The 24,428-nt window shown below is 43.2% G+C and carries 26 protein-coding genes and 3 tRNA genes; 6 read left to right on the top strand and 23 right to left on the bottom strand.

Annotated features, from left to right (window positions below; translation table 11 throughout):
• On the bottom strand, positions 1-951 hold the full coding sequence (locus tag CKV62_RS02105; protein ID WP_095065334.1) for a hypothetical protein: 951 nt from the start codon (positions 949-951) through the stop codon (positions 1-3).
• Between the two features lie 205 nt (positions 952-1,156).
• Between CKV62_RS02105 and menA the strand changes: the two genes are divergently transcribed.
• The gene (gene menA, locus CKV62_RS02100; RefSeq protein ID WP_095065332.1) at positions 1,157-2,053 is read left to right on the top strand and encodes a 1,4-dihydroxy-2-naphthoate octaprenyltransferase; all 897 of its coding nucleotides are present in this window, start codon (positions 1,157-1,159) and stop codon (positions 2,051-2,053) included.
• A gap of 139 nt (positions 2,054-2,192) precedes the next feature.
• Positions 2,193-3,011 (top strand): MetQ/NlpA family ABC transporter substrate-binding protein, encoded by an 819-nt coding sequence (locus CKV62_RS02095; protein WP_095065330.1) that lies wholly within the window; start codon positions 2,193-2,195, stop codon positions 3,009-3,011.
• Positions 3,012-3,045: 34 nt separating this feature from the next.
• Here the strand turns inward: CKV62_RS02095 and CKV62_RS02090 are convergent, their stop codons facing one another.
• The 4 genes from CKV62_RS02090 to CKV62_RS02075 all read right to left on the bottom strand — a co-directional run bounded on the left by CKV62_RS02090 (position 3,046) and on the right by CKV62_RS02075 (position 6,422).
• Positions 3,046-3,510, bottom strand: coding sequence for a cytidine deaminase (locus tag CKV62_RS02090; protein ID WP_095065328.1), 465 nt, complete (start codon positions 3,508-3,510; stop codon positions 3,046-3,048).
• 150 nt (positions 3,511-3,660) lie between these two features.
• The gene (locus tag CKV62_RS02085) at positions 3,661-4,962 is read right to left on the bottom strand and encodes a pyrimidine-nucleoside phosphorylase (RefSeq protein WP_095065326.1); all 1,302 of its coding nucleotides are present in this window, start codon (positions 4,960-4,962) and stop codon (positions 3,661-3,663) included.
• A 60-nt stretch (positions 4,963-5,022) separates the two neighbouring features.
• On the bottom strand, positions 5,023-5,685 hold the full coding sequence (gene deoC, locus CKV62_RS02080; protein ID WP_095065324.1) for a deoxyribose-phosphate aldolase: 663 nt from the start codon (positions 5,683-5,685) through the stop codon (positions 5,023-5,025).
• Between the two features lie 107 nt (positions 5,686-5,792).
• Positions 5,793-6,422 carry a 3'-5' exonuclease gene (locus CKV62_RS02075; protein ID WP_095065321.1) on the bottom strand — a complete coding sequence of 210 codons (630 nt, stop codon included), beginning with the start codon at positions 6,420-6,422 and terminating at the stop codon, positions 5,793-5,795.
• Positions 6,423-6,608: 186 nt separating this feature from the next.
• Between CKV62_RS02075 and pyrF the strand changes: the two genes are divergently transcribed.
• On the top strand, positions 6,609-7,328 hold the full coding sequence (pyrF, locus tag CKV62_RS02070) for an orotidine-5'-phosphate decarboxylase (RefSeq protein WP_095065319.1): 720 nt from the start codon (positions 6,609-6,611) through the stop codon (positions 7,326-7,328).
• A complete protein-coding gene (gene pyrE, locus CKV62_RS02065) occupies positions 7,325-7,912 on the top strand; it encodes an orotate phosphoribosyltransferase (protein WP_095065317.1) in 588 nt (195 codons plus the stop codon). The genes pyrF and pyrE overlap by 4 nt, the downstream gene beginning before the upstream one ends.
• A gap of 299 nt (positions 7,913-8,211) precedes the next feature.
• Here the strand turns inward: pyrE and CKV62_RS02060 are convergent, their stop codons facing one another.
• From CKV62_RS02060 to CKV62_RS02000, 13 genes are all read right to left on the bottom strand, one after another.
• Positions 8,212-8,628, bottom strand: coding sequence for a transcriptional regulator (locus CKV62_RS02060; protein ID WP_095065315.1), 417 nt, complete (start codon positions 8,626-8,628; stop codon positions 8,212-8,214).
• A gap of 9 nt (positions 8,629-8,637) precedes the next feature.
• Complete coding sequence (locus tag CKV62_RS02055; protein WP_095065313.1) at positions 8,638-9,210, bottom strand: DUF1700 domain-containing protein; 573 nt, start codon at positions 9,208-9,210, stop codon at positions 8,638-8,640.
• Positions 9,197-9,526, bottom strand: a complete 330-nt coding sequence (locus tag CKV62_RS02050) for a PadR family transcriptional regulator (protein WP_038118023.1) — start codon at positions 9,524-9,526, stop codon at positions 9,197-9,199. The genes CKV62_RS02055 and CKV62_RS02050 overlap by 14 nt, the downstream gene beginning before the upstream one ends.
• A gap of 240 nt (positions 9,527-9,766) precedes the next feature.
• Positions 9,767-10,873 (bottom strand): S1C family serine protease, encoded by a 1,107-nt coding sequence (locus CKV62_RS02045; RefSeq protein WP_095065310.1) that lies wholly within the window; start codon positions 10,871-10,873, stop codon positions 9,767-9,769.
• A 462-nt stretch (positions 10,874-11,335) separates the two neighbouring features.
• Positions 11,336-12,025 (bottom strand): response regulator transcription factor, encoded by a 690-nt coding sequence (locus CKV62_RS02040; protein WP_038118031.1) that lies wholly within the window; start codon positions 12,023-12,025, stop codon positions 11,336-11,338.
• Entirely contained in the window at positions 12,018-13,361 is a 1,344-nt protein-coding gene (locus CKV62_RS02035; protein ID WP_038118036.1) for a sensor histidine kinase, read from the bottom strand. Before CKV62_RS02035 ends, CKV62_RS02040 begins: the two co-directional genes overlap by 8 nt.
• 218 nt (positions 13,362-13,579) lie before the next feature.
• Positions 13,580-14,932: a pyruvate carboxylase subunit B gene (locus CKV62_RS02030; protein WP_008715613.1), complete on the bottom strand. Its 1,353-nt coding sequence runs from the start codon at positions 14,930-14,932 to the stop codon at positions 13,580-13,582.
• Between the two features lie 540 nt (positions 14,933-15,472).
• Positions 15,473-15,793 (bottom strand): hypothetical protein, encoded by a 321-nt coding sequence (locus CKV62_RS02025; RefSeq protein WP_095065308.1) that lies wholly within the window; start codon positions 15,791-15,793, stop codon positions 15,473-15,475.
• Entirely contained in the window at positions 15,780-16,949 is a 1,170-nt protein-coding gene (locus tag CKV62_RS02020) for a glycosyltransferase family 9 protein (protein WP_095065306.1), read from the bottom strand. The genes CKV62_RS02025 and CKV62_RS02020 overlap by 14 nt, the downstream gene beginning before the upstream one ends.
• A 72-nt stretch (positions 16,950-17,021) precedes the next feature.
• Positions 17,022-17,999 (bottom strand): hypothetical protein, encoded by a 978-nt coding sequence (locus CKV62_RS02015; protein ID WP_095065304.1) that lies wholly within the window; start codon positions 17,997-17,999, stop codon positions 17,022-17,024.
• A gap of 8 nt (positions 18,000-18,007) precedes the next feature.
• Positions 18,008-18,946, bottom strand: a complete 939-nt coding sequence (locus tag CKV62_RS02010; protein ID WP_095065302.1) for a phosphodiester glycosidase family protein — start codon at positions 18,944-18,946, stop codon at positions 18,008-18,010.
• An 11-nt stretch (positions 18,947-18,957) separates the two neighbouring features.
• On the bottom strand, positions 18,958-19,761 hold the full coding sequence (locus CKV62_RS02005) for a polysaccharide deacetylase family protein (RefSeq protein WP_095065300.1): 804 nt from the start codon (positions 19,759-19,761) through the stop codon (positions 18,958-18,960).
• A 67-nt stretch (positions 19,762-19,828) separates the two neighbouring features.
• The gene (locus tag CKV62_RS02000; protein ID WP_095065298.1) at positions 19,829-20,392 is read right to left on the bottom strand and encodes a nitroreductase family protein; all 564 of its coding nucleotides are present in this window, start codon (positions 20,390-20,392) and stop codon (positions 19,829-19,831) included.
• A 129-nt stretch (positions 20,393-20,521) separates the two neighbouring features.
• On the opposite strand from CKV62_RS02000, the gene CKV62_RS01995 reads away from it, so the two are divergent.
• Complete coding sequence (locus CKV62_RS01995; RefSeq protein WP_095065296.1) at positions 20,522-21,313, top strand: carbon-nitrogen family hydrolase; 792 nt, start codon at positions 20,522-20,524, stop codon at positions 21,311-21,313.
• Positions 21,314-21,634: 321 nt separating this feature from the next.
• Here the strand turns inward: CKV62_RS01995 and CKV62_RS01990 are convergent.
• The 3 genes from CKV62_RS01990 to CKV62_RS01980 form a co-directional block, all read right to left on the bottom strand.
• Positions 21,635-21,720 (bottom strand) — tRNA-Leu (locus tag CKV62_RS01990).
• Between the two features lie 13 nt (positions 21,721-21,733).
• Positions 21,734-21,809: transfer RNA gene (locus CKV62_RS01985), tRNA-Phe, on the bottom strand.
• Between the two features lie 18 nt (positions 21,810-21,827).
• Positions 21,828-21,903 (bottom strand) — tRNA-Asp (locus CKV62_RS01980).
• A 281-nt stretch (positions 21,904-22,184) separates the two neighbouring features.
• On the opposite strand from CKV62_RS01980, the gene CKV62_RS01975 reads away from it, so the two are divergent.
• The gene (locus CKV62_RS01975; RefSeq protein ID WP_095065294.1) at positions 22,185-22,817 is read left to right on the top strand and encodes a hypothetical protein; all 633 of its coding nucleotides are present in this window, start codon (positions 22,185-22,187) and stop codon (positions 22,815-22,817) included.
• 83 nt (positions 22,818-22,900) lie between these two features.
• Here the strand turns inward: CKV62_RS01975 and CKV62_RS01970 are convergent, their stop codons facing one another.
• Both CKV62_RS01970 and menC read right to left on the bottom strand, forming a co-directional pair.
• Positions 22,901-23,278 (bottom strand): PaaI family thioesterase, encoded by a 378-nt coding sequence (locus tag CKV62_RS01970; protein WP_095065292.1) that lies wholly within the window; start codon positions 23,276-23,278, stop codon positions 22,901-22,903.
• Positions 23,275-24,426 (bottom strand): o-succinylbenzoate synthase, encoded by a 1,152-nt coding sequence (gene menC / locus CKV62_RS01965; RefSeq protein ID WP_095065290.1) that lies wholly within the window; start codon positions 24,424-24,426, stop codon positions 23,275-23,277. The genes CKV62_RS01970 and menC overlap by 4 nt, the downstream gene beginning before the upstream one ends.
• Positions 24,427-24,428: the final 2 nt, after the last annotated feature.

Raw genomic sequence — 24,428 nt, 5'->3', positions numbered from 1 at the left:
TTATTTGCCTCCCTTAAGAGATTGTGTCTGATAGATATGATTTAATTCGTTAGCCCAGTAGTCATGACTGGAATCCTCAGATAACAGGAACTGAACGGAAACGCCCTTGTCTGTCGGCACCGCATAACCGATGAGTGAGAACGGCGATTTGAATCCGTCATAGCCAAGCGAACCGCGAAGATCGCCTTTTACAGCCGTACCGTAGCGAGTTTGAACCGGCTCGTAGGCCATATGCGTTGCGTCAACCTTCATCTGTTTAATGCCGAATGTAATCCAGTTGATCAGTTTCTGCTTTTCAGAATCTTTCATCTTCTTATCGGCTAAAACAGCTTGGCTGAAAGATTGAATCAACTGTTCCGGCAACTTAGCATTAAATTCCGTCATTTTCTTTGCCAGCTTTTTCCCATCCAAGGATTCACCCTTAACGCTTTGCAGCTTATTTTCAGCGGTAGCTTTGGAGTACATCGAAATTTCTTTTGACAAAGGATGCTTACTATTTGCTTTTATCTTATCCGCATCGGAACCTTTTTCTAAAACCGTTTTCTCTATGGCTATTGCCCCGTCAATGATGGATTTTGAATAATCTATCGTCATATAATATGCCGTATGATGACCTTTTGCATCGGCTCCCTGTAACTGATATATAGAATATCCGTCTACAACATTACCTTCAAGTTGAGGTAACTGCACCGAATATTGATTTTGCATAAGTGCGTTCACCTGAGCACGGGCATTATCATTTGCCTGACGAATCAATTTATTCTGTTCCGCGGTGCGCATACCTGGATCAGATGGAATATCCGCCAACTTCACCGCTTTCACGGAGGCCGAAGTATTTCCTTGTAAGCCGTAACCCATATCAACCGTATCGGCACAGGCAACAGCGCCCATTCCGACAGTCAGACAGGTAGCACAAGCCAATGTTATTAGTTTTTTCTTGAGAGCTTTCATAAGACACCTCACTGATTAACAATCATAAAACAGTATTATAGAATGTAAAAGTTTCTATAACACGTATATTTATTATTATACTATATCTCTCGTCACTACTGTATATATTATTTTCGTTACTGCACGCTATAATTTACAACCCGCCCGTTCTGCTATACAATACATAGAGACAGAAAGGAGTACACGTGTTGTGTACATAAACCATATGATACAAGAATTAATCCCCCTCACCCGGCCGCGCACATTGGCGGCGGCCCTCGGCCCCGTTCTACTAGGGGCATCCTTCAACTATTATGCATTTGGCGCCGCACACGGTACGGCCCTTGCCGTATTCCATACGGTGCTCATATTCCTCGCCGTCGTATCCGCGCAAATCATCGCGAATATGTGGAATGAATATGCAGATTTTAAAAGCGGTCTCGATCACGGCCAGAAGGTCGGCAACGCAGGATCCATCACCCGTGGAACCATGAGTCCTACGCTCATCATGCGCCTCATCAAAACGGTAATGATCGTCCCCATCGTCATCGGCCTCTATTTATCGGCCACGATTACATGGTATTACTTGCCGGTCGGCGTGGTGTGCATCTTAATCAGTTTCCTCTATTCAGGAGGGCCCAAACCGATTTCACGTACACCCTTCGGCGAATTATCCTCCGGTATCGCCATGGGGCTTGCCATCGTACTCATCACAGGCTATGCATGGACCCGCGAGTTATCGTGGGCTCTGCTCATCCCCGGCATTCCCTCTACGTTGCTCGTCGGTTCCATCATGTTGACCAATAATATCAGGGATATTAAAAATGATGAAAGCCACGGACGTCGTACATTACCGATTGTACTGGGCCGTGACAAAGCGCTGCATCTCATGAGTATCTGCTACATCTTTAATTTTCTGTGGGTTATCGCATGGATTATCGTAGGACACATGACATGGTTTTCCCTCTTAGCTCTTTTAGCGGCACCGTTAGCATTCAAAACAGTGTATACCTTGGATATGTATGCAGACGAATTCCAATTGGACAAAGCCATGGGGACTACGGCAGGCGCCGCCATGATTTACCAGATTATGTGGTCTGTAGGGCTGATTATAGGCAAATAACTTTCACGTTCCTCATACCATAGCTTTAAGTTATGCATAACTCATACTAATACCTTCTTGCAGACTAGGAAATAATTTAGTAGTATAGATTTATTAAATAAACTTGGTACATAAATTTCTTGTAAAAGGAGTGTTTTTAATGAACAAATTTTTAGCATTGGCGGCAACCGTAATTCTCGGCGGCGCCCTATTAATCGCTGGTTGCAGCAGCGATAACAACAAGGCTGCAAGCGGCGACAAACAAGTTTTAAAAATCGGCGCGACGGCCGTACCGCATGCAGAAATATTAGAACAGGTTAAACCTGTTTTAGCAAAAGAAGGTATCGATCTTCAAATCACCGAATTCAGCGATTACAATACACCGAATTTAGCATTAGGCGACAAGGAAATCGATGCTAACTTCTTCCAACATACACCTTACATGGATGAATTCGCAAAGGCGCACAACTTGCCTTTAGTATCCGCCGGTGCGGTTCACTTGGAACCGATGGGCTTATATTCTCGTCAAATCAAGGATCTGAAAGATCTTCCTAAAAGCGCAAAAATCGCTATTCCTAACGACCCTACAAATGGCGGCCGTGCCCTCTTATTGTTACAGAAACAAGGTCTTATCACACTGAAAGATTCCAGCAATATCTTGTCCACCGTACAGGACATCGCCTCCAATCCTAACGAATACCAATTCGTAGAGTTGGAACCTGCTCAAGTACCTCGTGCACTTGACGATGTAGCTTTGGCTGCGATCAATACGAACTTCGCGTTGAACGTAGGCTTGAATCCCAGTAAAGACGCATTGGCTATCGAATCCAACGATTCCCCGTACGTAAATATCGTAACCGTGCTTAAAGGCAATGAAAGTGATCCACGTATCCAAAAATTGATGGCTGCACTTCATAGCCCGGAAATTAAAAAATTCATCGAAGATAAATATAAAGGTGCTATTGTACCTGCATTCTAATTAACAAATCTGCATAACACAAAACGGAGTCGGTTTAAACCGACTCCGTTTTTATATCTGCCGATTCGAAGGAATACGGCAGTAATTCTTGTAATGTAACAACTGTATATTCACCGTTTAGATTGCCCATGACTATATAAGGAATCTTAAACTCCGCAATCACCTGCCTGCAAGCTCCGCACGGCGAACAGGGGCCGTCCGTATCGGCTACGACGGCGATCGCAACAAATTCACGGCATCCATGACTGACAGCATTAAAAATAGCACTGCGCTCCGCACAGTTTGTCAGACCATAGGATGCATTTTCTATATTACATCCCTTATAAGTCATGCCATCCGAACCTAATACAGCCGCCCCGACCTGAAATTTGGAATATGGACTATATGACTGACGACGGACATCAACGGCTGTATTTATCAAATTTCCTACGGCCTCGACACCAAGCCGCTTCACATATTCTGTTGCTACTTGATAATTTTCCGATTGTACTAACTGCATATACACTCCTATGTTCGATTATTACTATCTCAACAAGATATCAGGATACTTATTCAATACTGCAATTGCACATGTAATATTACGTAGTTTACACAATACAACTAAGTTCAACTCAATTCAGCATAACATAATACAATTACATAATATATGTCATTCAACAATACCCAAAATCGTATTCGACACACCCGGTGCTACCGCATCAATAGTTATCGCATCTATATAGGTCTTCTCCGCTCCATCAAGCAAACTTTCATCACCGGCATAGAGCGTGGCGATTACATCAGCTTTGGAAACGGCATCACCTGTTTTCTTGTGCATCACAATACCCGCACCGTAATCAATAGGACCATCCTTAACGGTGCGTCCTGCACCGAGCATAACAGAGGCTACGCCGCATTGTTCCGTATTCATATGGGTGATATACCCGTTTGATTGCGCAATCACGTCACGTGTATAACGACCGACCGGCAACAAGCCATCATCATTGAGAACTCGCGCATTTCCGCCTTGAGCTGAAATCATGAGCCTCAACCGCTCAAGAGCGGCACCGGAATCCAATGCCTGTTGTACTCTTTCAAAGGCCGTGTCATAATCACAGATCTTACCTAAAACAAGCATATGGGCCGCCATAACAAGGCATTCATGAGTTAAGTCCTCAGGGCCGTTGCCTTTCAATGTATCGATGACTTCGCGAATCTCAAGCGCATTTCCTATCGCGTGCCCCAAAGGGCGATCCATATCGGTAAGAATGGCTTTCACAAAGCGGCCGTTAGCCTTACCGATATCCACCATGGCCTGTGCCAATTGGCGCGCATCATCCAGGGTTTTCATAAATGCTCCGCTGCCGACCTTCACATCGAGAAGAATGGCCTGTGCACCGGATGCCAGTTTCTTACTCATAACGGACGATGCAATGAGCGGAATACTGTCGACGGTCCCTGTCACATCCCGCAAGGCGTATAGTTTTTTATCCGCCGGGGCAAGACCTTCCGACTGTCCGATAACGGCGAGTCCGATGCGGTTTACCTGTTCAATGAAAGCATCCTGTTTCATCTCCGTCTGCAAGCCCGGAATAGACTCCATCTTATCGATGGTACCGCCCGTATGGCCGAGACCGCGGCCGGACATCTTGGCTACCTTGCCACCGCAAGCGGCCACAAGAGGCGCAATAATCAGGGTTGTTTTATCCCCTACACCGCCCGTGCTGTGCTTATCTACGGTTACACCATCAATCGAGGATAAATCCACCATATGACCGGATTTCGCCATTTCCAATGTCAATGTACCGAGTTCGTCTTTATTCATCCCGTTAAAGACTATGGTCATCAACAAGGCACTCACCTGATAATCCGGTATATCTCCGTTCACATAACCGGAGATGACAAAGTGAATCTCCTCAGACGTCAATGGCAGAGCGGCCCGTTTTTTCAGAATAATATCGTACATGCGCATCATATCACCGCCAGTCTAAAAGGCCACCTAAGCCTGTCTCAGGTGGCATCTCATCATCTACTAGTAATCTTCATCCAAATGATTTTTTAATAGTTCTACAGCTGCGCTGGCACCGATGCGTGCACAGCCGGCTTCAATATAGGCCTTCATATCCGTTACGGAGCGGATACCGCCGGCGGCCTTAATCTTTACATTAGGACCGATATGCTTTTTGAAAAGATATACGTCCTCTATACTGGCACCACCGCTACCGAAGCCCGTCGATGTTTTGATATAATCAGCACTGCCATCAGTTATGCACCGACATAGTGCGACCTTTTCCGCATCGGTCAGATAACACGCCTCGATAATAACCTTTAAAACCTTATTGCCGCAAGCGGCTTTAAGCGCTTTAATTTCCGATGTAACGGCCTCAAAGTCACCTTCCTTAACCTTGCCCAAGTTGACAACCATATCGATTTCATTGGCCCCGTCAAGGATGGCCTGTTCCGTTTCGGCCACCTTCACCTCTGTCGTTTCATAACCTAAAGGAAATCCGATAACGGTACATACGTTAAGCTTCGGAAAGGCTTCATGTGCAGCGCCTACAAAATCAGGTGGAATACATACGGAAGCGGTTTTATAAGTTACGGCATCCGCACAGATTTGCTTCACCTCATCCCACGTCGCGGTAGGTTTTAACAACGTATGATCCACATATCGTAACAGTTCTTTTCCTAACATCGTCCCTCCTATTCCCCATAGAATATGTCGCACATATTCTCATCAGTCAATTTATAACATAATCTATTTATGACATACAACAAAAGGACTGTACAAATTCCAACCGGTTAAAAAAACGACATTTGCTCCGGTTCCGGCTCTTTATGTAGAGCCTCCTGAGCCGACCGATTTTTCTCATCGATAAACGGCTCCAACGGAACCCCCGCACTTTTAAGCAAATCAGGCAAACTGTCAGCTCCGCGCAGTTTAGCGGCCTCCATCACGACCTTTGCACAGGTTTCCGCATCATCGAGAGCGTAGTGATGTTTAAACTCTACCCCCAAATAGGCGGCCATCGTATTCAACTTATGGTTTACCAGATCAGGCCATACGGCGCGTGATAATTTCACCGTACATGCATAATCAAGATTCGGCCAGGGAATCTTATAATAATCCAATGTAGCGCGAAGTACATTCATATCGAACTTGGCATTGTGCGCCACCATGATGTTTCCTTTCAAGTGGTTTTCATAGATGGCATCCCACAACTGGTCGAAAGTTTTTTCATGCAATACGTCCTTCGGTTCGATACCGTGGATTTCAATACATTCCTCATCAAAGCTCATAAACGGAGGCTTGATGAGGCTATACGCCTTTTTTGTAATCTGACCGCCCTTAACGGTGATAACGGCGAGCGAGCAGGCGCTATTTTTAAATTTATTGGCTGTTTCAAAGTCTAATGCAACAAAATCTAACATAGGACTCCTTTCACAAATCTATATATAAGAATTATCATCAATTACTATATTTATTATAGCATGAAACCTCGAATTATCTACTGCCCGAAGGTTCCTATCAGTCACCTATTTTACGGCGATTTACATTGACAGGACCGCCCCGATATGTAAAAATTATTTAGATATATATAATATGGAGGTTGTAACATGGCAGATGACAGATTAATCGTAGCCCTAGACGTATCCACCATGGATGAGGTGAAAGCGATCGTCACATCCCTCGGTGACGCGGTCAGCTTTTACAAGGTCGGCATGGAACTATTCTACGCCGAAGGGGAGAAAACGATTCGCTATTTACAGGAACAGGACAAGCATGTATTTCTCGACTTGAAATTACATGACATACCGAACACGGTGGCCCACGGTGTATCGTCCTTGACATATGTGGGCGCTAATTTAATCACGATTCATGGGCAGGGCGGCCCCGTGATGATGAAAGCAGCGGTACAGGCGGCTCGTGAAAGTGCGGAAAAGCTCGGCGTGGAACGTCCAAAACTATTGGCAATCACCGTGTTGACCAGCTTTGACGAAGAAGCTTGGACGGCTACAGGCGGTCAGTTGCCGATTTCCGATCAAGTTATCCGCCTCGCAAAGCTCGCTAAGGAATGCGGCATGGACGGCGTCGTATGCTCCGCCCTCGAAGCGAAAATGATTCGACAGGCCTGCGGCAAAGATTTTCTCATCGTCACACCGGGCATCCGTCCCTCTTTTGCGACTACAGATGACCAGAAACGTATCGCCACCCCGGCAAGTGCCCTTCAGGACGGTGCCTCCCGCCTCGTAATAGGCCGTCCTATCACCCAGGCAGAAGAACCTCGCGAAGCAGTCCGGCTAATTATTGAAGAAATGGAGAGTCTATCAAAATGATGACAGAACAAGAAGTAAAACAATTACTCATCGACACACAAGCTATTCTGGAAGGCCATTTTCTGTTAACCTCCGGTTTACACAGCCCTATGTACGTCGAAAAATTCAACGTCTTACAACATCCCAAATACACGGAAACACTTTGCAAAGACCTGGCAGAACGATTCCGCGATCAAAATGTGGAGCTCGTCATCGGACCTATGACCGGCGGTATCCTATTGGCTCATGAAGTAGGCAAAGCACTTGGCACCCGTGCCATCTTCACGGAACGCGAAAAAGGCGTAATGACATTGCGTCGAGGATTTAAAATTGAACCGGGCACCCGCGTCCTCATCGTAGAAGACATCGTAACCACAGGCGGTTCCGTTCAAGAGGTTGTCAACGTAGTTAACCAGAGCGGCGGTGAAATCGTAGGCGTAGGCCTCCTCGTCAACCGCTCCGGCGGCAAGGCCGAATTCGGTGTACCGAAAGAAAAAGTACAGGCTCTTCTAAACCTTGAGGTTCCTACATATAAACCTGAAGAATGCCCGCTTTGTAAAGACGGCATTGCCATGACAGAACGCGGATCCAAACATATCAAGTAAAATACCCGGAACACTATACCCGCTCCTGTTTTCCGATACAATATCAAAACATCCGACAATATTGTACGTCATACATGTTTAATTACATACAAAAAGCGCTCCTTCAATGAGGAGCGCTTTTTGCGTGTGTGTAGTTACTGTGTGTAAGAGAGTTTTTGATACATAATGTATCAGCATAGAGTGTGTGGCTCTATGGTGGCCATGAATGCACTTTCATGACCACGCCTCTAAAAGATTTCACCTATATGACTCGCAATCGATAATTCGATATATATTTGACAATCAGTCATTCAATATAATTACTGAGCCTGTGTATTCGGTTGTGCTGCCCCCTGTTGCGTATTGGATGCTTGTGGAGGCACGGCACCATCAGGCTGATTTCCATTCATAGGACCTTGAGGTGCATTCGGCTGACCTTGAGGCGGAGCCACCGGTCCTTGTGGAGGGTTTGGCTGTCCTTGAGGACCATTTTGAGGACCTTGACCAGGATTTTCCTTAGGAGGCATTCCGTCCTGAGGCCCCTTTTGATTCCGATCATCCATCATCGGTTTATCCATATGCTTATGCGGGCCGTCATGTTTCGGAGGTCGTCTAAACTGTTGTTCATTCGTTTTCATCCATTCACCGAAATTCGGTAAATCATTGACCACAAACGATGTCGTTGCACCAACGGCACATATAACCATGAGAATCGCCGCAATTATAATTCGTCTCATAAACCCTCCTCAGTCCAAATTTCCGAAGTAGCGTTCACGAACGCCACGCAGTTCTGTGCCAATAAAGATACATACAAGGCCGGCAAATAATCCCATGCCGCCTAAAGCAACCAACGTAACGATGGACAAAGCGGGAAATGCCGTCACATTTTCAAACGGCTGCCAGGAGATGCCCAACAAATACAAAACAGCCGGTGTAATAATAAATATAAGAACCCCTACAATATAAGATAATATGCTGCCGATGAACAATAGCGTACGGGAAGCCTTCTTGGCCATACTCGGCAATTGAGGTAACAACCGTTCTCTATAATCATCTAAACGCTCATAAAGAGCCTGCATATTAATCGCTTTACTTTCACCGTCCTGCCCCGAAGTATCCGTAATAATACCCGCGTCTACATAGGATGCATAGATTTCTTCTGGGGTCCCCAACGATTTTATAATTTCACCGTCGGTCAAACCCTTTTCATAACCGGCAGCGAAATGCTCCTCATAGATTTCTATGATACTTTCCACATCGGCAACGCGCGCTTTCTTAAAAATATTGCGCAATGCCTCTAAAAAATTATTTTTGGTCATTATAGTCGACTCCTTTCAACAGGATGTTGATAATACCGGAAAATTCATCCCATTCCTGACGCATTCTGGCATAGGCCATACGCCCATCCGCCGTAATGTGATAATACTTCCGCGATGGTCCTGTAGGCGACTCTTTCAAGTACGTTTCAACGTACTTCTCTTTCTTTAATCGATTAAACAATGGATATATAGTACCTTCCGAAATTTCAATATACTCCGAAATCGTACTCACAATTTCATAACCATAGCAATCATTCTGTGTTAGCAATGCAAGTACGAGCATATCCATAACACCTTTTTTTAATTGAACTTGCATAGTTCCTCCCCTTGGACAGTGCCCATAGGCAATGTGAAAGTTCACTTATAGACATCATTATCTATCAGCAAATACATTATAACACAAGGTACTATATATTGCAAGGTACTTTGAAATACAACATATAAATAATAATCCTCTAAATGGAGAATTCACAGTTTTTATCTATGTTTTTCACATTTAGAGGACCATGTAAATCATTTACAATTCAGATACTTCTTAACACTATTTAATCAGAACTTAATTACCGGATTGAGAACTTACAGCCCCCAATTTAACCTGTGTGCTCTTCGAACGCCCGTTATGAGTATAGGATACCAAAATCGTATCTCCCGGACTCTTAGAATCAATTTGCTCTTTTAATCCGATAAGATTTATGACGTCCTTTCCGTCAATCTGATCAATCGTATCGCCTTCTACGAGTCCCGCTTGTGCCATAGGCCCGTTATAATCCAATTGAACGACGAGAAGTCCATCACCTTCATAGCTCACATTGTTGCGCGCTGCCGTCTGTTTATCCACGGCCCATACGCCGAGGTAAGGACGTATAACCTTACCGTTTTTGATAATAGAGTCGATGATCGGCTTGGCGGAATTTATAGGAATCGCAAAGCCCATCCCTTCAACGCCTTCTTTGGAAATTTTGGCACTGTTAATACCGATTAACTCGCCATCCGCATTGATAAGGGCACCGCCGGAATTTCCCGGATTGATAGCCGCATCCGTTTGAATCAACGGGAAGCGTTGCCCCTGATCGTCAATGGTTCGCGCTAATGCACTGATAACACCGGACGTAACCGAACCTTTAAATTCGAGTCCCAACGGGTTACCAATAGCAATAGCCGGTTCCCCGACCTGTAAGGAGTCGGAATCCCCGATTTCAATAGGCTTAATATCCTTAGGCGGTGCAATTTTAACAACTGCCAAATCCGTTTGCGGGTCCGTACCGATAACAGTACCTGTTACGGTGCTGCCATCAGATAACGATACCGTCACCTCTCCATTTTTAGCGCCGGACACAACGTGATTGTTCGTAACAATATGACCGTCATTATCGATGAGCACACCGGACCCTACGCCTTCCCCCGCATAAATCGTGCGATTAAAGATATCTTTTTGAAATACCTGCGTAGTAATGCCAACTACAGCAGGCCCCGATTTTTTGGCAGCCTGTACGACAAAGGTATTACGGGTTTCAGTCAACGGTTTTGTCTGCTTTGTCTGTTCCCGTACAGTAGGCCGGTCCCCTCCTGCCGGATTGCCGAAATAGTAATAGCCCCCGCCTAATCCAATGCCCAAAGCCAGGATACAGGCGATGATGCTTTTTTTATATTTTGAAAAATTCATAATCTCTCCTTTATATTTAATTTTATAAAACTAACTTTGATGAACTAATTATAGTACGCAAACTTTCATAATGCAATATTTCAAATTTCAATAGTTTACACTGCAATATTTTACGTTGCGACATAAGAATCGTAAAACACAAAAGGCATTCATCAGCTGACGCTAACGAATGCCTTTTATGCATATAGCTTGAGAGTGTAAGGACTGTTGAGAGAGAGTATATGTGATCAGGAAAAGTATGAGAGAGAACTTATTAAGAGAGAGAAGTTTAGTGTATTACTTTTCCAGAATCAAATTTTTATCCTTACATACATAGTATACAACGAACAGTTAAACTATCAATGTAGCAATATAAAATATTCTTAAAGGTTTGATTACATCTATATAATAAGTTCTTATGAATTTATATGCGCTCAACAATCAGGCTTATCGCATCTACAATTTAACCATCATTCCGGTTCATCAGACAAATTTATAACCAACGCCCCAAACCGTAATGATATGTTTACTGTCGGACGGATTGTCTTCGATTTCTTCACGAAGGCGATTGATATGTACCGCAACAGTAGCATAATCGCCGTAGGAGTCCAACCCCCAAACGCGAGAATATAATTCTTCTTTACTGAATACGATATCGCGATTACGCATCAAGAATTCCAACAGCTGAAATTCTTTCTTTTTGAGATGTACTTCCTTATCATTAACCCAGACCTTCATCATTTTAGGATCAAGACGAATTTCTCCGGATTGAATCGCATTGGTTTCCATAGCGTCTTTTTCCGTCAAGCGTTTATATTGTGCCAACATCGCTTTAATCTTAGCGATCAATACGGATGGAGAGAACGGTTTTTCAATATAATCATCCGCACCGACCCCTAAGCCACGAATTTTATCAATATCATCAAGACGAGCCGTCACCATTACAATAGGAACACGTACCTTATCACGAATTTGACGGCATACTTCAAAGCCATCCATTTCAGGTAGCATAACATCCAAAATAATGAGATCTACAGGTGTATTTAAAGCGGCTTCAATACCATCGGTACCGTTATTCATAACCGTCACTTCATACCCTGCTACCATTAGATAATCCCGCTCAATGTTGGCAATATCCAAATCGTCTTCAATAATTAAGATATGTTCACTCATGTTTTTCTCCTTGCTTAGGGAACTCTAATATAACACGTAGACCATGAGGTCTAACATTTTCAATAACCACTCTGCCTTCAAAGATTTCCATAATTCTTCGAATGATCGACAACCCGAGGCCACTACCCTCCTGCGGATTCGTACGGGACGAATCGACACGATAAAATGGACGCATCAACCGTTCTAATGATTCAGGAGGCACTCCCGGACCGTCATCACTGATGACACAATAGACATAGTCCTCATCGCTGTTCACATCAATAACACAATGACCGATATCAGCCATTTTGTATTTAGCACTATTATTCAGTACATTCTGTAATACACGCTGCAGCAATTGCGGATTCGCATTGATATATGCCGAATCTGTGACGATGCGATACTGAATATCGATGCCGCGAGCCTTGTATGGCGCCAAATGATCTTCCACAAAATCCCGTACATACTGTCCCAGCTCAATACGCTCGGATGGACGAGATTCCTTCTTATAATTCAATGTGGTAATAAGGAATAGTTCCTCCAACATAGAATCTAAATCATTGGCACGTTTCAATATGATACCCATATAGCGTTTTTGCTGCTCTTCCGTAGGTGCAATACCGTCACGCACCCCTTCTGCATACGCCTTAATGGCCGTCAACGGAGTTCGAATATCATGAGAAATTCCGGCAAGCAGTTCTTTCTGCTGCTCCTGCTCGACTTCAATCTGCTGATTCGCCAGCTGTAACGACTTCGTCATGTTCTTAACATGAATCATGATAAACTTCGTGACAAACCTGTTAATGGCGAAGAATGTGATAATGAAAAGCAGGCTGGCTACGATAATGATGTAGAAAGATACAGACTCCATCAAGCTGTCACTACCGTTAGTGGCACGCTTAATCGCAATATGATACACATAAGAATGATGCGAATCATATTTTCTCATTTCATAAACGAAGGTATTATTGGACTGATACACAATGCCCTGTAATTCAGGGTTCACATCAATAAGTCCAACAATAGCGGAAGCACTATAAATCTGCGGATTACCATAGTGATACACCAGGGCTCCTTGATCCATAACTTCCACGTAAACTTCTTTCGGGTCCAGCAGACTATAGCTAGGTTTAACCAATGTGTCTATGAGATTATTTTCTAATCCATAAAAAGTAATCGTTTCAGCAATACGACTTACACTTTTGAACTGCTGTTCCTGTTCAATACGCAAATAGTAACCAGCATTAGCCAATATGCGCAGACCTGTAAAATAAAGCAAAAATAATATAAATGCAATTAAAATAGGTACTACAAACAGCACAACATTGGATATCCAAATTCGAATTTGTAAATTCACAGGGCTACCTCAATATCATAAATAGTAGATACTCCTTATAGTTTACGCTATTTTGAATATTTAAAGCAAGTACAAACGTAAAAAATGCCCCATAATAATTACTTATAGCTTATTACTCATTAATAAACAGGAGATGTATAAAATACCATTATGTCAAAAATGTTCTTAGACGTCGACAAACAAAAAGAGGATTCCGAAGAATCCTCTTTATATTTTGATTAACGACGATTAGCATCGAAGAAGTTAATTGCAACTTCTGGGAACATAGCGTAAGTCAATACGTCTTCATCAGTGATACCGTTGTAGCCTTTGGAAGCCAAATCTTGACGGTAACCTTCCAATTCAGGTTCGATAAGATCTGCAGGACGGCAAGTGATAGGTTCTTCATCACCGATAATAGTACGACGAATATCATCGGAGATAGTACCAGGTAACGCACCATATTTACCGCGTACAAGGTCTTTAACTTCATTAGGAACCATTTTATAACGGTCGCCCATCATAACGTTCATCATAGCCATTGTACCGACGATTTGGGATGTAGGTGTTACCAATGGAGGGTAACCCAAGTCTTCACGAACGCGTGGCATTTCATCCATAACGTCGAAGAAACGATCGCCCATACCCATTTCGTTCAATTGGTTTTGAGTGTTGGACAACATGCCGCCAGGAATCTGATAACGACGAACAGCCGGGATTACATCACTAGCTGGTTTCAAGTTGAATTCTTCAGCGATTTGTTGTTTAACTTTACGGAAATGATCAACCAACGGAATGTATTTATCAAGGTCAAGGCCAAGATCCCATTCAGTGCCTTTGAACATTTCAATCATAGTTTCAGTAGCCGGTTGGCTAGTTGCATGAGCGAATGGAGAAATAGCAGTATCGATGATATCCACACCTGCTTTAGCAGCTTCCCAGTATGTTGTGCTTGCAAGACCGCAAGTGAAATGGCTGTGCAAGTCGATTGGCAATTCACCGAAACGTTTTTTGAAAGTAGATACCAAATCATATGCATCAGCAGGTCCTAACAAACCGGACATATCTTTGATACAAAGGGAATCAGTCCCCATTTCCACCAATGTTTCAGCAACTTTCAAGAAGCTTTCAGTTGTATGTACAGGAGAAATAGTGTAAACCATAGCGGACTGAACATGAGCACCGGCTTTTTTGGAATACTTGATAGCGGCTTCCATGTTGCGAGGGTCGTTCAATGCATCAAAAATACGGATGCGGTCGATACCATTTTTTACAGCCGCATTACAGAATGCTTCCACTACGTCATCGGAGTAGTGTTTGTAGCCCAACAAGTTTTGACCGCGAAGCAACATTTGCAATGGGGTATTTTTCAAATTAGCTTTCAATTTGCGAAGGCGTTCCCATGGATCTTCATTCAAGAAACGAAGACAGCTGTCATACGTAGCGCCGCCCCAACATTCAAGAGCTTCATAACCAATATCATCTAAAAGACCGAGCACCGGTTCCATTTGTTCGTAGCGCATACGCGTTGCCAAAATAGATTGATGACCGTCACGAAGAACGGTTTCGCAAATTCTTAATTTTTTAGCCATGTTAATCCTCCACTTCGAAATAGTTTGTAAATGTAATTTTATGCATTCACAAAATGTCTATCTCACACCTATTTACCAACGTTTTTTGTAGTCTCTACACATGTAGATGAAACACTCTACAAATCGTTGTAGCATACTTATATTAGACTACTTATAAAATTCTTTGTCAACAACTATGTTATGCTATTTAATCATAAATTCTCCGATTTACTCGGCTCATATTCGTGACATAAATCACATCAATCCACTGAAACCCTAGTGATCATCTTGTATGTTTAAACAATACATATTTAGTATAATTCCTGTTTTTAATAATAAACCAAAAATTATTTCGAAATAATTTTTAGTTATTAGTGGCTGAGAATTTATTTATATCGGTATTTTTTAATGTAGTTTACCGAAACATATCGGTTTGCTTATAAGCTCATCACTTTTATTAATATATTGCTCATTTTGCTGTGATTCATAAATATACAAAAAGGTCCTATGATATACATATCACGGGACCTACGCGTATATATTTTCACTTTTCAGGTCGCATTAAGGCTTAACCTTCTTAGGCGCCGTTTCAAGCACGATATTTTTTCCATCGCGCTTTACCTGAATCGAAAAGGCACCCTCGCCTTCTTTAAAATATTCCATCTTAATATCGAGAAGCATTTTACCGATCAACGTTTCCACCTTTTCCGTCAAAAATTCACGATAGAAAGAATCTTCTTTCCGCTTTGTGCTCTGATGAATAGTCGGTTTATTCGCGACGCGTTCCATATCGAACATCGTTTCTTCAAAATTATCATCAGCTTTGAAATGTTTCATCATATCCGCATCGGATAAGCCTTTTTGTATTTTAATCTTTGCCATATTTAACCTCTCCTATCAATTCCATAATTGCTTTTTTCACCCGTATCGAATCAATACCGGACATGCAGTACTGTGCCGGTTTCGGACAGCGCCGTTTCCGACAGCCTAAGCAATCCAGCGTATCATTAACCAACACCCTATAATGACCGGTTAAAGGGCCCCAAATGTTCGGATTTGTAGGGCCGAACAGTGCAACAGCGGGTTTCCCAAGGGCTAGCGCCATATGAAGCGCTCCCGTATCGGCACTGACAACAACATCGCTCTTAGCAATGATTGCACCCAGTTCCTCCAGCGATGTGTGCCCCATCATATCCTGTACGATGTGTTTCATATCCGTCGCTCTTATAGTTTCTATAAAAGGTGCATACTGCTCCGCTTCTTTTTCACCGCCAAGACATATGAAATTCGCTCTGTATCGTAATGACTCCACAAGAGAATACCACTTGTCCTGAGGCCATTCCTTGCTGGTCCACGATGTACCCAACACCAGGCATATCCGCAAGATACCGGAGTTGGAACGCGTATCCGATGCATCCTCAGCCTTATCTGCTCCGTCAAGCGATGACCATATAGATTCCGCCCATTTTTTTGATTCAGGGCTGACACGGAAATTCATCGCATACAAAGTGTTAGTATCGATTATTTCCTTATCATCAGCACCATTCTCTTTCGATATCGCTATGCCTTTATCCGCCAATGCACGAGGTAATAGTTGTACTACATCCATGTATCGACGGATTACATGCGCCTTACCTGGTTTTGCCTTATAATTTGTAAAAAGCCAATTTAATTCCTTTGTACCGCCTAGGCCCAGTCGGATAGGTGCACCCGATGCAAGCAGTACAAGCCCCGATATAAGCCGTCCCTGTACATCAACAGCCACATCAAAATGATAGGGCTTCAGCTTGGCTTTCAGATCCCACCACATACGCCACATCGTAGGGATATGCAGTTTTTTTGAATGTGCCTCATATACATCCCGTTCCCACGGGATGATTTCATCTACATAAGGGTTGCCTTTCAGTAAGTCCGCCATGCCGGGCGTTACGATCCAATGCAACTTAGCATCCGGATACTGTTCCTTTATCCACCGAGCTGCGGGGGTGGCATGCAAAATGTCCCCAATATAGCTGAGGCGTACAAATAATATATTCATATACATCCTTATGCTACTACGACTGTAGGAAGAAAGCCTTTATAATGAAGTGACATTATAAAGGCCTTTTTGTTATGACTTCTTTTTATTTTCACTGTTTGATTTATTCGATTTACTCGATGAGGATTGGGATGAAGATTGAGATGATGTATCATCATCCGTAACCTTCGTAGTTTCCTCACTGCCATTCTTGATAATATCTTTCACATCAGACAATGTTAATTCATTGAATGTGGTAGGGTGATTATATTTATAAACCGGCTGGAATCCTACGCCTAATTTACCGGTATACACAGTCAATGCATTATTATCTTCGTCTACACGAGCGATATAAATGGTCTTGTCCATATCGACACCGATAAAGCGGAAACGTCCCGGCGGATTGATAACACGCCAGCCGCCTTCAACACCGTTGAACATAAATATATCACCGGTACGTACATTATCATAGAAGAAATTATCTTCATCATAAAATACGCCGATATGCCCGATATCCGTAGCCTGCATATAAACGCGGCGCGTATCATAGTTCGCATCGGTACGATAAATGCGATACGTATTTTCTCGCACCTTGACCTTCATGTAAACAACATTGGTCGCCTCGGAATAAGCGGCATCAACGATTTTACTTTCACGAGGCAAATCCTCAAGTTCCGTATCCACTTCGTGTTCAGGATCATCCGCATTAAGGCGTGCCATAACAACTTCGTTACTGCGATACAAGCCCATAATAGCATAGTTTCTATCCGGCATCCAGTTAAAGTAGCTGATAGAACGGCCCTTCAAATTAACCGTAGTCGGGTTGCTTTCACCGGCCTTGTAAATTTTCAAAGAATTCTCCGTAACCACCGCCATAAATTGGTGATCATAAGATACGTATTTTGTACCTTCCTTCACATCAGGAAAGTTTTTTGTATCATCCTTATTCGCCCCCGCCACGTTAAATTCCGTAGTAGGTGCAAACACATATTGGTCCAAGTATAGGTACACCCCACCTTGCAGCAGAATCCCCACCGCAAAAGCGCTCAGTACGCGCGTAAAAGGTTTCATGCATCCTCCTATTTTACGATAAACGCCGTCGGGATCATCCGTTCCCCTAATAAATCGGCCGGTTTGTTCACGACCTTACCGTTAAGATATAAGGTGGAACTGGACCCGCCATCCAGATTAGCCGCGATATAACAGCCTTTTTCATACAGGATATCCTGTACATCTCGCAATGTCGCCCCCAGTGAATATCCCGGTTGACGTCCGTCGATAACGAGGAATAATACGGTTCCGTCCTTCTTTTGACCGATAGCCGTACGAGGGCCTACGCCCCAACCGCCGTCACCTTCGGTAATCATTTTCTTACCGTCTACAATAAGAGGCGGCCCGAAAGTAATGCCTTCCATAGCTTTCATATCCGCTAATTCAGACTTGTTATAATTGCCGGCGATAAGATTTCCCGCCTTCGAAAAGCCTACAAAATCTACATCTTCATCGACCCCTACGTCCTTGCCAATAACATATTCACCGTCATGGAGAATAAAGCCGTACGGCAAACGACCGGTTCCGGTACCGTTCGGATCGTGAAATCCGCCGCCGTTAATAGCGGCGACAGCATTATTCATCTTTGCGATATTACTGGTCGTATCGCCTTTTTCCTGAATATTTGCAGCAGTTCCCACCTGAATACGACGAGGATCAGGAATCTCTAAAATATATCCGACATAACGAGCGGACTCAATTTTTTCAAGATTTAAGGTCTTATCTTCACGAGCATTAAACTTAAATAAATCCTGGCTCTTCACAACCCCTACCGTGCCCAATATGGACTGTAACTGTTCATCATTGAACAGCCAAGTAATATAGTGAGGATGACGAGATTGTAAAATGGCGCCGATTACGGCACGTTTTACATTATTAAACGGTCCAAAGAGCACCACGATCGGTGATGTAATAGCGGTAAATAAAATCACCATGATGATGAATTTTACCCAATTCTTTTTGAACAATGTATTTCTCCTTATAAATCACTGAAATGTTCGGTACTTAGACGTTCCTCAAAATGCTTGAGGTCTACCGCATTACCGACCCACACGCGCAAGATATTGTATGGATTATCGCCGGTATGAGCCCAACCGGACTTCATAGCCATACCCATTTTAATTTCCGCCTTCTCACTGGCTTTATCGGTGTATCCATTCTTATCCCCGTACGGATAACAGAACCAAGGATTATCCTTAATACCGACCTCTTTTTCAAGAGCTTGTTGTGCCCTAGTGATATTTTCTATTTGTTCAGCTTCTGATAACTGCCCCATCTCTATATGTTGAAAGCCATGATTAGAAATGGTCATACCGCCTTTATGCATCTCCCGCACCTGATCCCAGGTCAAACGGGTACCGATATCACCGGGGTTAATAAATACGGTAGCGGCGAAGCCATATTCTTTCATAACAGGATAAACTATGGAATACGTATCGGCATAACCGTCATCAAAGGTTAAGACAACAGGTTTTTCCGGCACAGCGGCACCGTTAACCACATATTCATATAACTGTTCCATTGTCAACGGATGATAGCCGTTATCTTTGAGAAACTTCATCTGCTGTCTAAACAGATCCTCTCGAATGACCGCATCATTATCCTTGTCTTCACCGATTTTATGATACATGAGAACAGGAATTCCAGACGGATGCACCATCTTGACCTCTTTCACAGGCGGTGCATTGTTCGCTGTTTCACCTTTCTGTGAAAGTACTCCGCATCCCGTCAGAGCCACTATAAATAAGATAACTATGCACGTTACCAATGGAATCCGTTTCATAGCTCCTCCTTTATCAGAAATAATTATATACAGATTATTATAGCATTTCTATGAAAAATAGTAAAAATTAACGCTTTACAAGCACTTCTTCCAGTGATTTTCTCGACCTCGGATACATACCTTCATCAGGGTCCCCCATAGCGATAATCGCCAGTACATCATGAGAAATTCCCAGGAAAGCCTTACTTTCACATTGCATAAAATACACATCATTCATCCACAACGTACCGATTCCTTTTTCCTTGGCCCCGAGCAGAATATGTTCAATGAATGCTCCTATAGCCTGTAAATCACTTTTTTCCCACACGTGATGATAATCCGGCAAATCATCATAAGGATTATATACGAATAATAAATCACTCGCCGTTTTCATCGCACCGAGACTGATTTCCAGACTGCCGAAATGCTCTTTTCTCGATTTATATTGTTCAAACACGTGAAAACCTAAATTAACAAAATGCTCCTTCTCTGCACCCGTCATATGGACAACCTGCCAAGGTTGCCGGTTTTTCGGCGATGGTGCCCGCATACCGAGCTGAACCAGTTCTTCAATTGTCTCAGTGCCTACGGATGTGCTCATTTTATACTTACGCACGCTGGTACGCAACTGTATCACTTCTTGTAAATTCATATCGTTCCTCGCCGCTGAATACTGAAATTTACCATGTATATTTATTGTAATATGCTATATGATACTATATTATTTTAATTATAATATATATGATATAATATAAAAATTACTGATATAAAAGGAGTCCTCATGAAAAAGCGCCTCGCCCTCATCCAGATGGATGTTCATGTAAATGACACAGAATATAACTATAATAATGTCCAAAAATTACTATTCAATGCCCTCGCTGAAGAGCCGGATATCATCGTCTTACCGGAAACATGGAACACGGGGTTCTATCCGTCAAAAAATTTAATCACCATCGCCGACCGCAACGGAGAACGCACGCAGACATTGTTAAGTGACTTCGCCAAGGAACACAATGTCAACATCGTAGGCGGCTCGGTAGCGGTAGCCAAAAACGACCATGTATTCAATACGTCATATGCATTTAATCGTACAGGTCAGCTCGTAGGAGAGTATTCCAAAATGCATGGTTTCAGTCCCGCCAAAGAGGACACGTACTTTGCCGGCGGTACACATACATCCCACTTCGAGCTGGACGGTATTCCTTGCAGCACGGTCATCTGCTACGATATCCGTTTTCCCGAACTCGTACGCATGGCTGCACTACCGAATACGGAACTTCTATTCGTACCGGCTCAATGGCCGACCATGCGACTTCGCCACTGGCAAGTGCTCAACGAAGTACGGGCAATCGAGAATCAGTTATTCTTATGTGCCGTAAACGGATGCGGTACCGTGGGACACGTTCAAAGCACCGGCCACTCCGCCGTATACGATCCATGGGGTACCAATCTGTTGGAAATGGACACTACTGAAAATATCCAATCCGTTGACATCGATTTTGATGTGGTTCAGGATATCCGCAATAAAATTAATATCTTTAAAGACCGTAAACCTGAACTCTATAATCTGTAAAATAAAGACACATTGTTACTGAATAATCTTCTAAAATTATCTCAAGCTTTAGAGGACCTTTATAAATAACAATGTGTCTTTTAATTTTTATCGTGTTGTATTCGGATTATAAAAGATAACACGGTTTAAAGAAATATCATTAACCTTTGTAGCAAATCCAAACTGAATGAAAATTACCAACGAAAGAATCGTCAATGCAAAAAGTTTCTTTTTCATAGAGTCCCTCTTCTACCATGTTTTAAAGGTTTATACTCAAATCACGCATCAACATAGTCATAGACATACAAAAAGGGACCTACACAAAACTGTAGGTCCTTATCTTGGTGCGGTTGGCGGGACTTGAACCCGCACGAGCGTTAGCTCACCACCCCCTCAAGATGGCGTGTCTGCCATTCCACCACAACCGCATGGAATAGAAAATGGTGCCTCAGGACAGAATCGAACTGTCGACACACGGATTTTCAGTCCGTTGCTCTACCGACTGAGCTACCGAGGCATTTTTCGTAAAAAAAAATGGCGACCCCGATCAGATTTGAACTGACGATCTTCGCCGTGACAGGGCGACATGTTAACCGCTACACCACGGGGCCGCGTATCAACTCGCGTTGACTACTTAGATAGAATATCATAAATTCCGAACTAACGCAACTATTTATCGAAAAAATTTTATGAATTTCTCTATTCTATGCTATTATCAGCGCTTTAAAGCTTTCACCACAATAAATAATCAAGAATACACATATTTTCGTCATTATACGAAGGAATCCATTAATTTTTGTATTTAATCAAAGTACTTTACTTCATATGCTACAATATGTATATATCTATGTGTAAAAATAATCACAACATGTCTATAACAGAAAGGGTCCTTATGAATCGATTTAATTCCAAAGGTGTCACTATCGCCATCATTATCGCTATCGTAGGCATTTTAGGCGCAGCATGGTATTTCTGGTGGTATCTGCCTCATACACCGGCATATACATTACAGATTATATATCAGGCCGTAAAGGATAAAGATGCGGACGAAGCCTTGCGACATATCGATACAAAATCGATCGTGCGCAATATCGTCGAACGCGAAGGTAATACATATGTAGACACATCCAATCCATTCGGAAAAGCGGCCATCGCAGCAAGCAAGACATTCGGTCCCGCATTATTAGAGGATGTAATACGAAAATATATTGCCGATCCGTCCAGTTTTTCCTCTCAACAGGCGGCACATGAAAGCCCTACTACCGCCCAATCCGACAGCGACAAAAAGTCCATGGTCGATCGACTCATCGAAGGCCGTATGTTTGAAGGACACGATGTAGAAATCAAAAATATTAAATCATCAGAAGAGGACGACGATAAAGCAACTGTAACGGTAACCGTACAAAATAACAAGCACAATATGACGAAGGACATTCGCCTCTTGATGCGTCATCTCGGCGACGGCACATGGGTTATTTACGATATACCGGATATTGAAGATCTATACACGATTACACGAAAATAATAGAATCACTCGTTCAGATACCTTATGTACGATAAAGGACACATCTGTGATGCGAATCACAGGATGTGTCCTTTTGTGTTTATTTATCGCTCAAAATTGACAATGGCCAAGGTCACCGTCACCTGGGATATGAGGCGCTCTCTGTTATCCAGCATATCGAAACGCCATACATGTGACGTCTGCCCCTTCACGAGCAATGTGCCGCGAGCCGTCAACTCACCTTCACATTTCATAGGGCGTAAATGATTCGCCGTAACGGATTGCCCGACACCGAATTTACTTTCATCTATAATTTCATTCGTCATCATGCCGGCCACGATTTCCGCGAACGCCAGTGTGGCACCACCGTTTAAATAACCTTGCGGTTGACTGTGAAAGTCACCCAAATGCATAACCGCCTCACATGTGTTATCGCTTGTCATATGAGGTTTATCAATTTGTAAGGATTCTATTAATGTCATAACCTTCGTCTCTCCACACAATATTCTTCAATGCGATCATCAAATACAGTCACACCTAAGCCGTCTCCATCAGGAACACTCATGACGCCATCCCTAAAAGATATATCAGGATAGATAAGGTCCCTTTCAAAATATCGGGACGAATCGGATAAATCCCCCGCCATATATGGATCCCCGAGAGCCGCTAGCTGCACATGGAGCATCTTGGAGATACCTGATTCCACCATACTGCCGATCCAATACGGAATATGACGCTCCCGACATAGATTGATAGCCGCCTTCGTCGGAACAAGTCCGCCCATACGCCCTACTTTCACATTGAGTACATCGATGAGACCGAATTCAATGGCATAGGACAAATCATCATAGCCCAAAATCGATTCATCCAGACAAATAGGCGTCATAATGTGCCAGTCATCAGAATTGAGCCGTTTCCATTTCCAGTCTCGGTAAGACTCTAGAGACGCGATGGCAAAGGGTTCCTCGATACAGGTAAGGCCCAGCTCATCATACCGCCGCACCTTGTCAATTTCAGCATAGGTATAACTCTGATTCGCATCGGCTGCGAGCACCAAATCGGTGTATGCATCACGTATTCGAGCCATACGCTCATAACCATCTACAGGATTTACCTTTACCTTAATACGATTGCAGCCGGTTGCAACAAATCGTTCCACCGTAGGTAAAATTTCCTCCATCGGCATATCTCCGATGACGAGACCGCTCTGTATAGTGTCGCATAACGGTTGATTCATAATATACGATACGGAATTGACTCCGATACGCTCACAATGCAGATTAATGAGAGCATTTTCAAGGGCCGCAATAGCCATAGGCATGCCGTCCCTCTTAAGCCAAAACTGCAGTTGCCGAATATAAGTCATCAGCTTGGCCGGCCGCATGAGTCGCAGGTTGAACACATAATCATCGACTATGGTGCGCCAACAGGAATCCACCGTTTCCACCGTATAAAAGGGTGTCGTGAAAGCTACGCATTCTCCATATCCCACATAGCCCTGCTGATCTTCGATGCGGACAACGATCGTTTCTCGATCACGCACCTCACCCTTCGACGTCTTAAAAGTAAATTTCAAAGGCAACCGCAATCGGTAAGTAGTAATACTTTTAAAGTTTAATATATCATTCATAA

Origin of the sequence: Veillonella rodentium, assembly GCF_900187285.1 — a bacterium.
GTDB lineage: Bacteria > Bacillota > Negativicutes > Veillonellales > Veillonellaceae > Veillonella > Veillonella rodentium.
Note: the sequence above shows the minus strand (reverse complement) of the source record. Positions and strands in the feature narration are given on the sequence as shown.

Coding starts and splice junctions, on each gene's coding strand:
- CKV62_RS02020 (WP_095065306.1), bottom strand. CDS start 16,949: ATGAATATATTATTTGTACGCCTCAGCTATATTGGGGACATTTTGCAT.
- CKV62_RS02085 (WP_095065326.1), bottom strand. CDS start 4,962: ATGCGCATGTACGATATTATTCTGAAAAAACGGGCCGCTCTGCCATTG.
- deoC (WP_095065324.1), bottom strand. CDS start 5,685: ATGTTAGGAAAAGAACTGTTACGATATGTGGATCATACGTTGTTAAAA.
- CKV62_RS02025 (WP_095065308.1), bottom strand. CDS start 15,793: ATGGCAAAGATTAAAATACAAAAAGGCTTATCCGATGCGGATATGATG.
- CKV62_RS01975 (WP_095065294.1), top strand. CDS start 22,185: ATGAATCGATTTAATTCCAAAGGTGTCACTATCGCCATCATTATCGCT.
- CKV62_RS02015 (WP_095065304.1), bottom strand. CDS start 17,999: ATGAAACCTTTTACGCGCGTACTGAGCGCTTTTGCGGTGGGGATTCTG.
- CKV62_RS01970 (WP_095065292.1), bottom strand. CDS start 23,278: ATGACATTAATAGAATCCTTACAAATTGATAAACCTCATATGACAAGC.
- CKV62_RS02060 (WP_095065315.1), bottom strand. CDS start 8,628: ATGAGACGAATTATAATTGCGGCGATTCTCATGGTTATATGTGCCGTT.
- CKV62_RS02000 (WP_095065298.1), bottom strand. CDS start 20,392: ATGAATTTACAAGAAGTGATACAGTTGCGTACCAGCGTGCGTAAGTAT.
- CKV62_RS02050 (WP_038118023.1), bottom strand. CDS start 9,526: ATGCAAGTTCAATTAAAAAAAGGTGTTATGGATATGCTCGTACTTGCA.
- menA (WP_095065332.1), top strand. CDS start 1,157: ATGATACAAGAATTAATCCCCCTCACCCGGCCGCGCACATTGGCGGCG.
- CKV62_RS02105 (WP_095065334.1), bottom strand. CDS start 951: ATGAAAGCTCTCAAGAAAAAACTAATAACATTGGCTTGTGCTACCTGT.
- CKV62_RS02090 (WP_095065328.1), bottom strand. CDS start 3,510: ATGCAGTTAGTACAATCGGAAAATTATCAAGTAGCAACAGAATATGTG.
- pyrE (WP_095065317.1), top strand. CDS start 7,325: ATGATGACAGAACAAGAAGTAAAACAATTACTCATCGACACACAAGCT.
- pyrF (WP_095065319.1), top strand. CDS start 6,609: ATGGCAGATGACAGATTAATCGTAGCCCTAGACGTATCCACCATGGAT.
- CKV62_RS02075 (WP_095065321.1), bottom strand. CDS start 6,422: ATGTTAGATTTTGTTGCATTAGACTTTGAAACAGCCAATAAATTTAAA.
- CKV62_RS02030 (WP_008715613.1), bottom strand. CDS start 14,932: ATGGCTAAAAAATTAAGAATTTGCGAAACCGTTCTTCGTGACGGTCAT.
- CKV62_RS02045 (WP_095065310.1), bottom strand. CDS start 10,873: ATGAATTTTTCAAAATATAAAAAAAGCATCATCGCCTGTATCCTGGCT.
- CKV62_RS02055 (WP_095065313.1), bottom strand. CDS start 9,210: ATGACCAAAAATAATTTTTTAGAGGCATTGCGCAATATTTTTAAGAAA.
- CKV62_RS02005 (WP_095065300.1), bottom strand. CDS start 19,761: ATGAAACGGATTCCATTGGTAACGTGCATAGTTATCTTATTTATAGTG.
- CKV62_RS01995 (WP_095065296.1), top strand. CDS start 20,522: ATGAAAAAGCGCCTCGCCCTCATCCAGATGGATGTTCATGTAAATGAC.
- CKV62_RS02095 (WP_095065330.1), top strand. CDS start 2,193: ATGAACAAATTTTTAGCATTGGCGGCAACCGTAATTCTCGGCGGCGCC.
- menC (WP_095065290.1), bottom strand. CDS start 24,426: ATGAATGATATATTAAACTTTAAAAGTATTACTACTTACCGATTGCGG.
- CKV62_RS02040 (WP_038118031.1), bottom strand. CDS start 12,025: ATGAGTGAACATATCTTAATTATTGAAGACGATTTGGATATTGCCAAC.